5 protein-coding genes are annotated in these 7,903 nt (G+C 48.2%); 3 read left to right on the top strand and 2 right to left on the bottom strand.

Annotated features, from left to right (window positions below; all coding sequences use genetic code 11):
* On the bottom strand, positions 1–197 hold a 197-nt coding region (locus RMO35_RS15115; protein ID WP_309742154.1), incomplete at its 3' end, for a hypothetical protein.
* A gap of 437 nt (positions 198–634) precedes the next feature.
* A complete protein-coding gene (locus tag RMO35_RS15120; RefSeq protein ID WP_309742155.1) occupies positions 635–4,381 on the bottom strand; it encodes a GAF domain-containing protein in 3,747 nt (1,248 codons plus the stop codon).
* 205 nt (positions 4,382–4,586) lie between these two features.
* Between RMO35_RS15120 and RMO35_RS15125 the strand changes: the two genes are divergently transcribed.
* The 3 genes from RMO35_RS15125 to RMO35_RS15135 all read left to right on the top strand — a co-directional run.
* Positions 4,587–5,780, top strand: a complete 1,194-nt coding sequence (locus RMO35_RS15125) for a response regulator (protein WP_309742156.1) — start codon at positions 4,587–4,589, stop codon at positions 5,778–5,780.
* A gap of 66 nt (positions 5,781–5,846) precedes the next feature.
* A complete protein-coding gene (locus RMO35_RS15130; RefSeq protein ID WP_396135101.1) occupies positions 5,847–6,383 on the top strand; it encodes a pyridoxamine 5'-phosphate oxidase family protein in 537 nt (178 codons plus the stop codon).
* A gap of 243 nt (positions 6,384–6,626) precedes the next feature.
* Positions 6,627–7,903: N-acetylmuramoyl-L-alanine amidase (locus RMO35_RS15135; RefSeq protein WP_309742158.1), on the top strand; the 1,277-nt coding region annotated here is incomplete at its 3' end.

Below are 7,903 nucleotides of genomic sequence, written 5' to 3' on the forward strand. Positions count from 1 at the left end.
TGACACAGGGCGGTCAGTTTTTCGATGCCACATTCTACATATGTCGGTGCGGGTACTAATTTTTCGGGGTCGAATCCAGCTTGTGAAAATCGCTCGATCGCTCCTCGATCTGCTCCAGGTAAAGTTGAATTTACTAATGAATTTGCAGATGTATCGGGTTGGTTTAGTGCTTTATACTTATTCTCAGAACTAGTCATGATAAACCCCAATATTTAAAATAGTAGTTTTTATTGTCTACATAAAATACTTTGGTTAAATCCTAGCACAAGAATACATGAATCGTTGCGATTGTTATTTTTGCTACATCCAAACCATGAACTTTGACAGAGTTAAAATTTAAGATTAATAATTAATCTCAATCACTGAAAGTGTTTGCAAGAGCAAGCTATGGGATAAGGTGCATATAAATTTAGCGGCTAGTTAATACTCAAAATATCTAACTTATACTAAAAATTGAAATACATACACGCACGTATATGCGAGTATATAAGGTAACAAATATTTTGATAAGCAATAACTAAAAAGCAGAATTTAAAAAAATAATGTAACAATAGTCACAAAAATTCGGTCGAATAAAAAATAATTTTGTCCGGGCGCATTGGCAGATAAGTGAAGCAATGAATTTTGTAACTTATCAAGTACTATGTATTAACTGTTCGATCGTGGCAACTAACTGACTTAGTTTCACAGGCTTAGTCATGTAGCGATCGGCACCAGCATCGAGGCATTTTTGACGATCGAGCGGCATGGCTAGAGCCGTGAGGGCAATAATCGGCATCTTGGCACACTCGGGAATTTGCCGGAGTTGACCGATCGCGGCGTAGCCGTCGAGGTCTGGCATCTGAATGTCCATCAAAATCACATCGGGATGTTGGGACTGGGCGATCTCGATTGCCATGCGTCCGGTGCTGGCTTCGATCGGGCGATAGCCGCGACTCTCCAAATAACCCGTCATGGTTTCCATATTGGCGTCGTTATCTTCGACCACGAGGATCGACGCTTTGAGTGTGACGGCGGGAGGCGCTAATGGTGCTGGCTCAGTAGTAAGGGGATAGACTAGCGGCGGCACTGCTGGTGGCACCGCCGTCTCAGCGCTAGGATGAAATGGCAAGGAAACGGTAAAACAACTGCCGCGATCGACTTGACTTTGGACGGAGACAGTTCCCCCGTGCATTTCGACAATCCGTTTGACTAGTGCCAGTCCCAGTCCAGTGCCAGCATATTGACGACTGAGGCTACTATCGATTTGGACGAAGGATTGGAAGAGTTTGGGGATATTTTCGGGGGCAATGCCGATGCCAGTATCGATAATCGAGAACACGATCTGCCAGGGGGCTGGTGTGGTAGGGGCACTTGCGGGCGGTGTCAGTCCCCGCTCGGTCAGTCGCACGTCGAGGGTAATACTGCCACCTGCGGGCGTAAATTTGACGGCATTGCTGAGGAGATTGATGAGGACTTGCCGACAGCGGCGATCGTCCACCTGGATCTTGATGTGTTTGAGGGCTTCGGGGAGTTGGGTAGTGAGTCGAATTTGCTTTTTGTGGGCGAGTTCTTTGACCAAAATGAGACTATTCTGGCAGAGGGTCGCGATCGAGACTTCGGCGATTTCGAGCTGGAACTTGTTAGCTTCGATCTTGGATAGATCGAGAATGTCATTGATGAGTGCGAGCAGGTGTGTACCACTTTTGGAAATCGTGGCGAGAGATTTCTGTTGCCGATCGTTGAGGGTGCCAAAAGCTTCATCTTGCAATCCTTCCGACATCCCCAAAATGGCATTCAGGGGGGTGCGGAGTTCGTGACTCATGCTGGCTAAGAACTCATCCTTGAGTCGGGTCGCACGGGCGAGTTCTTGGTTGGAAACGGCTAACTGGTGGTTGCTCTGCCGTAACTGAGTTTCGGCTTGTTGGCGCTCGGTCAATTCTTGCTGCAATTGCTCGAACAAAATTGCCTGCTGAATCGCGATCGCCAGTTGGTCGGCAATTTGTTGGAGTAGTTGAGCTTCGGCATCTTGCCAGTGTCGCTGGGTAGCGCACGCATGGACGCTAATTAAGCCCCAGAGTCTGACTTGCGGCTGGCGGGGATGGCGCGGGCGCTGAGTGCGATTGTCGGTACGCAGTAAAATCGGTGCGACAATTTTGGACTTAACCTCATTCATGCCAACGGATTGGTGGATCTGTAACGACCACAGATCGTCATTGATATCGACGATCGGGCGCGGTTGACCGAGGAGATAAAATTCTAGTTCTTCCTTACTAAATGGCGCGCGCTCCCAATTTGTCGCTACTAGACTGAGGTAGTCGGGCATGACAACTTCTTCGACCGCCCGAATGCTGAGATTGGGCAAGACTCGAAAGATGGTGACTCGATCGACCATCATCAATTCGCGCACTTGGGCGGTAGCAGTGGCGAGAATATCTTCGATTTTGAGTGAATTGCGAATTTGGTGGGCGATCGCGCCGAGGGTGCGCTGCTGGCGCAGTTGGAGGGCGATCGCTTCTTCGGCTTGCCAGCGAATTGCCAGTTCTGACTGGACTTTGGCATAGAGGGTGGCTTGTTGAATGGCAATGCCGATCTGTTCGGCAATATGCTCGATCAAATTAATCTCAACTTCTTGCCAGCAGCGCGGTGCCGCACAATGATGGATACACAGTAAGCCCCATAATTCGGTACCTTGAAATAATGGGACGACCAGATTAGCGCGGACTTGAAACTGGTTTAACACCCGCACTTCCGAATCTAGCAATTCGGCGGCATGGATATCTTCGACAATATTGATCCGACCTTTTTGGTAATATCGTGCCAACTGGTTGCCAAAGCCTGGATCGTGAATTCTCGCACCCAAGATCGATTCAAAGCCATTGCCAACCGACTCCGCCACGAATTCGCCTTCATCAAAGTCGCTGTCGAGATAGAATTTGAAGATCCCCACCCGATCGGTTTCGATAACTTGGCGGATCTCCCGGACGGCAGTCGCGAATACAGTCGGCAGATCTAGCGATTTACGGATGCGTTGGGTAATTTCGCGTAAGACAAATTCGCGTTCGGCTTGTTGACGGATCGTTTGCTCGGTTTGGCGGTGGTTGGCTTCCTCGCGTTTAGCCGCGCTGATATCAAAGTTAATCCCGATCGTACTATACGGCTGACCGCGATCGTCGCGTTGGACTACGCCGTAAGCTTTAATAAAATGGATGCTGCCATCGGGATGGATGACGCGATATTCGGTATCGTATTCAGCTTGTCCGAGGAGCGCTTGTGCGAGCTTGTCTTCAGTATCGGCGCGATCGTCGGGATGGACACTGGCGAGCCAAGTGGCATAAGCTTCTGGGCACTCGGCACTCGGACAGGTTCTGGTTCGCCCGTATAATTCATACATCCGCTCGTCCCAAATCAGACAATCTTTGGCAATATCCCATTCCCAACAGCCGATCGCGCCAGACTTGAGCGATAGTGACAGCCGCTCGGATATTTGATGTAGCTGGGTTTGAGATTGTTTGCGCTCGGTGATGTCTTGATAAGTCCCTAGGACGCCAAGTGTCTTACCTTGACGATTCCGGAGTGGTACTTTATTGGTTTCCACCCAGATCGCGCTACCATCTGCCCGTGTCTGTCGTTCGATAATCCCTAATTTGGCGATACCAGAGTCGATGACTTGGCGATCGTCAGCGCGGTAAGCATCGCCTTCGATCGCGCCCCACGGCAAATCGTAGTCGGTTTTACCCACGATTTGGGTCGCGGAAGTTAGATTGGCATCTCGGGCAAAGTTTTCGTTGCAGCCCAAAAACCGCAATTGGCGATCCTTCCAAAATACCGATAGGGGGAAAGTGTCGAACACAGTTTGGAGAAATTGCTCGGAGGCTTCGAGATCGAGGGTATGATTCTCAAACAATTCGGCTTGAGCTGCTTCTAACTCGGAAACCTGGGCGACCAGAGCGGCTGTGAGGTGCTGCTGGAGGCTGGTAGCGGTTAATAGCCCAACCAACCCATCGCGATCGTCTACCACGGGTAGGTGGTCGATCTGATGGCAGTTGAGGAGAGCGATCGCCGCAGCTACATCGGTAAAGTCAGCCGCTCGGAGGGTAACTAGATCGGCTGTCATCACCGCACCGATGGTTAAATTTTCCAGATCTCGCCGTTGGACGGTAAGTCGGACGATATCTCGCGCCGTCAAAATCCCGACGAGTCGATCGCCATCGACGATGAGAATGCAGCTAGCTTCTTGCGCCTGAAGATGGGATCGATCGTCTGAGTAAGACTGTGGGGCTTGGCGGCAGTAAAGGGCATCGATCGCCTCGATCGCCGTCGTGCCAGGGGTTACTACGAGCGGATGACGGACGATCGCCGACATTAATTCGGACTGCGTTGACGGAATCGATTCGAGCATTATTTTTGGTAAGTATGCTGTCCTGGGCGGCTTGTGACATTAGCTAGAATTTCGATCGGTACGGTAGTAGCTAGTTAGCAGGCGATCTCCGTACCGACAAACAAATATTTTTCCCAACACCTACTTTTAGAATGCCCGCAAAATTGTCGTTAATTTGGGTAGCAAAATGGGCATTCTGAGGAGATATTCAACTAAGTAATTCACGATGAGTAGCTATTCCATCCTAATCGTTGACGATGAACCAGATAACTTCGATGTAATCGAAGCATTACTTCCTAGCGAAAGTTACAAATTGTACTATGCTAATTGTGGTGAAGATGCGCTTTCCGGTCTAGACAAATTCGATCCTGATGTGATTTTGTTAGATGTGATGATGCCCGGTATCGATGGCTTTGAAGTATGTCGGCGACTCAAGCTGATGTCTCAATGGCAAGCCGTGCCGATTATTATGGTGACGGCTTTAGCTAGTAAAGAAGACTTAGCGCGGTGTTTGGCTGCTGGTGCCGATGATTTTGTCAATAAGCCCGTTAATGGTCTGGAATTGCGCGCTCGGGTTAACTCAATGGTGCGGATTAAAAAACAACACGATCGGATTCAATCTTTTTCCAAGCTGCAACGCAATAATATTCATTCTTTAGCTAACAATATCAATGAAATTAGATTAGATTTAGCTGTCGGTTTTCCCCATGAATTTAATGCACCGCTGGATACTATTTCCGCTAATATCGAGCATTTAACTCAGAATATCGACCACCTAGATTTAGATACCAAACTTGAGATTTTGGCAGCTAGCGATCGCGCTGTCGGGCAATTGCGAAAATTAACTAAGAAGTTTTGGTTTTATTTACAGCTAACACTAGAAACTCCAGCGACCGATCGACAAGACAACTGTACGCCCAAATCGATCGTCGAACAAAGTGCAATCGCTAGATTTGAATCATTCCCCAGTCCGATTGATTTCGATTGCGAGATCGCTGCTACTAATTTAGCAGTTAGCTCGGAGCATTTTCAGTGGATAGTTGATGAGTTATTCGATCGCATTTTCAGTAACTCTGCGACCTATCTGAGTTTAAAAATTAATGGTGAAAATATCGACAACGCTTTTCATCTGTCGATATCCAGTTGTCGGTCTCTGGCTCAAGGCAACGACTTGGATGTCGAGATGTCAAAGCTACTTCAATTTAATCCGGCTGGAACTGAAGAGGAAGAATTGGCGATCGGCTTGAAAGTTGTCAAGAAAATTGTGGAACTTTATGATGGCTTATTTTTGATGTCTAGTAGTTCGAGCGATGGCTTGTTAGTCGAGGGTCAGGACGAGATTACAGTTTACTTAACTTTACCCTTAGCACCCGTCCTCGCTGTCGGCGGCTCCTCTGCGAGTGGTTCCCACCACAACTGAAGTTAAGCGATCTTTACAAGCGCGATCGAACTGTTTAGAATTTGAGCTGATCTAGTTTTAATAATGATGGCTAAATTTTATCCGCGACTCGACGCGCAATTGTGTGAATTTATCGGACAGCAGCAACTGTTCTTTACAGCGACAGCCCCGATCGAAGGACGCATCAATCTATCGCCCAAAGGGATCGATACTTTGCGGTGTTTGGATTTCGATCGGGTTGCCTATTTAGATCTGACTGGTAGTGGCAATGAAACAGCCGCTCATATATCTCAAAATGGGCGAATGACGATGATGTTTTGCAGTTTTACCGATCGACCATTAATTCTCAGGTTGTACGGTACGGGGAGCGTAATTCGCCCCGATACAGCCGCATGGGAAAATTTAATTACTAACTTTAAAGATCTACCTGGCAAACGGCAAATAATTTTGTTGCAGATCGAGTCAGTCCAAACATCTTGTGGTTATGGAGTACCGATCTACGAACTCCAAACGGAACGCACGACTTTAACTGATTGGGCACGTAATAAAGGTAACGATGGTGTCAGAGCATATCAACTCCAAAAAAATTATAAGAGTATCGACGGTTTGGCGATCGATATCTAGGGTGGCACTCCAGCAGTTATCGCGAAGGGGGAAAGGGGAAAGGGGGTTTGATGGCACGAGCGATTGATGTTTATTACCGACTCGATCGAATTGGAATCCTACAGCAATCGCGGACGATCTCCACGATCGCAGAGATGCTATAATTCGTAACAATTATTAAGTATAAACACTCAGCCAAGTAGATTCGATTTGCTATCGATTCGGTTGCTGGGATTTTAAGATCGGATAACTAACCCAAACACCATGCTCGGCAAGTATTCGCATTTAGGGATTTTAGGCGGTATTACCCTCTCAGTGGCAGTGACACCATTAGTAGTGGCGCAAATCGTCACGCCCAAGCTGTATGTATCCTTTCCCCCCGCCGATTATCAAACAGCAAGCGATCGAATCTTCTTGATTGGGAGTGCGCCGAGCGAAGGCAACGTATCGGTAAATAATAAACCCGTTCCCCGCAGTCAACGGGGGCATTTTGCTTCTGTCTTCAATCTCAAGGTGGGGAAAAATACCTTTGAGATTGATTATAAAGGGCAGTCTAAAACAATTGTCGTCACGCGATCGGCAGCATTGCCTACCGAGACACCTAAAAATAACTTTGCACCCAATTCCCTCGAACCGCAAGGAGACATGGCGCGGATGCCTGGGGAACTAGTTTGTTTTGGCGCGAAGGCACCAGCTAAAGCCAAAGTCAATGTCAACATCGGTGGGCAAGATATTAAGCTGCAAGAGCAGGGCAATGGTGTCGATTTACCTGACAATAAAGCAGCGTTAATCGATCGCAATCAACCTCAAGCCATGTATGGTGCGGGGCAGTATTTGGGCTGCGCGATCGCTTCAGCCGCTGCCGATTTGGGCAATCCAACCTATAAACTAGAAGTAGGCAACCCACCGACTACCGTCTCTCAAACTGCTCCTGGTAAAGTGCAGATTTTGTCGCCCTTAAATCTAGACATCGCCGAAGTCACAGTCGAAGGGGGAATTACGCGCACGGGTGCAGGTTCTGATTTTAGTCGGCTGACACCTTTACCCAAGGGCACCAAGGCAGCGATTACCGCGCGTCAGACGGGGAATAATAATGGCAAGCCAGCTAATTGGGTACGGCTCGATTATGGCGGCTGGATCTTGGCGGAGCAAGTACAGATAACAACTGGTGTCACCACACCGCCTAACACGATCGTCAAAAGCCTGATGAGTAAAGAGCGCGAGGGCGCTACCGATGTGATTATCCCGCTGCAAGTACCCGTCCCCGTAACACTCGAACAAGGTACTACTACCCTCACGCTGACGCTCTACAACACTACTGCCCAAACTGATATTATCCGCTTCAATGATAACCCCACCGTGTCGCGGCTAGATTGGAAGCAAACCAGCCCTGGCGTAGTCCAATATGTATTTAACCTCAAATCAAAACAACAGTGGGGTTACAGGCTCAGATATCAGGGTAGTAACCTCGTCCTCTCACTCCGCCATCCACCCAAACTCAATAAAAATAATCTCAGCAAGCCCCTCGCAGGTACTAAAAT

Source organism: Chamaesiphon sp. OTE_20_metabat_361 (assembly GCF_031364565.1).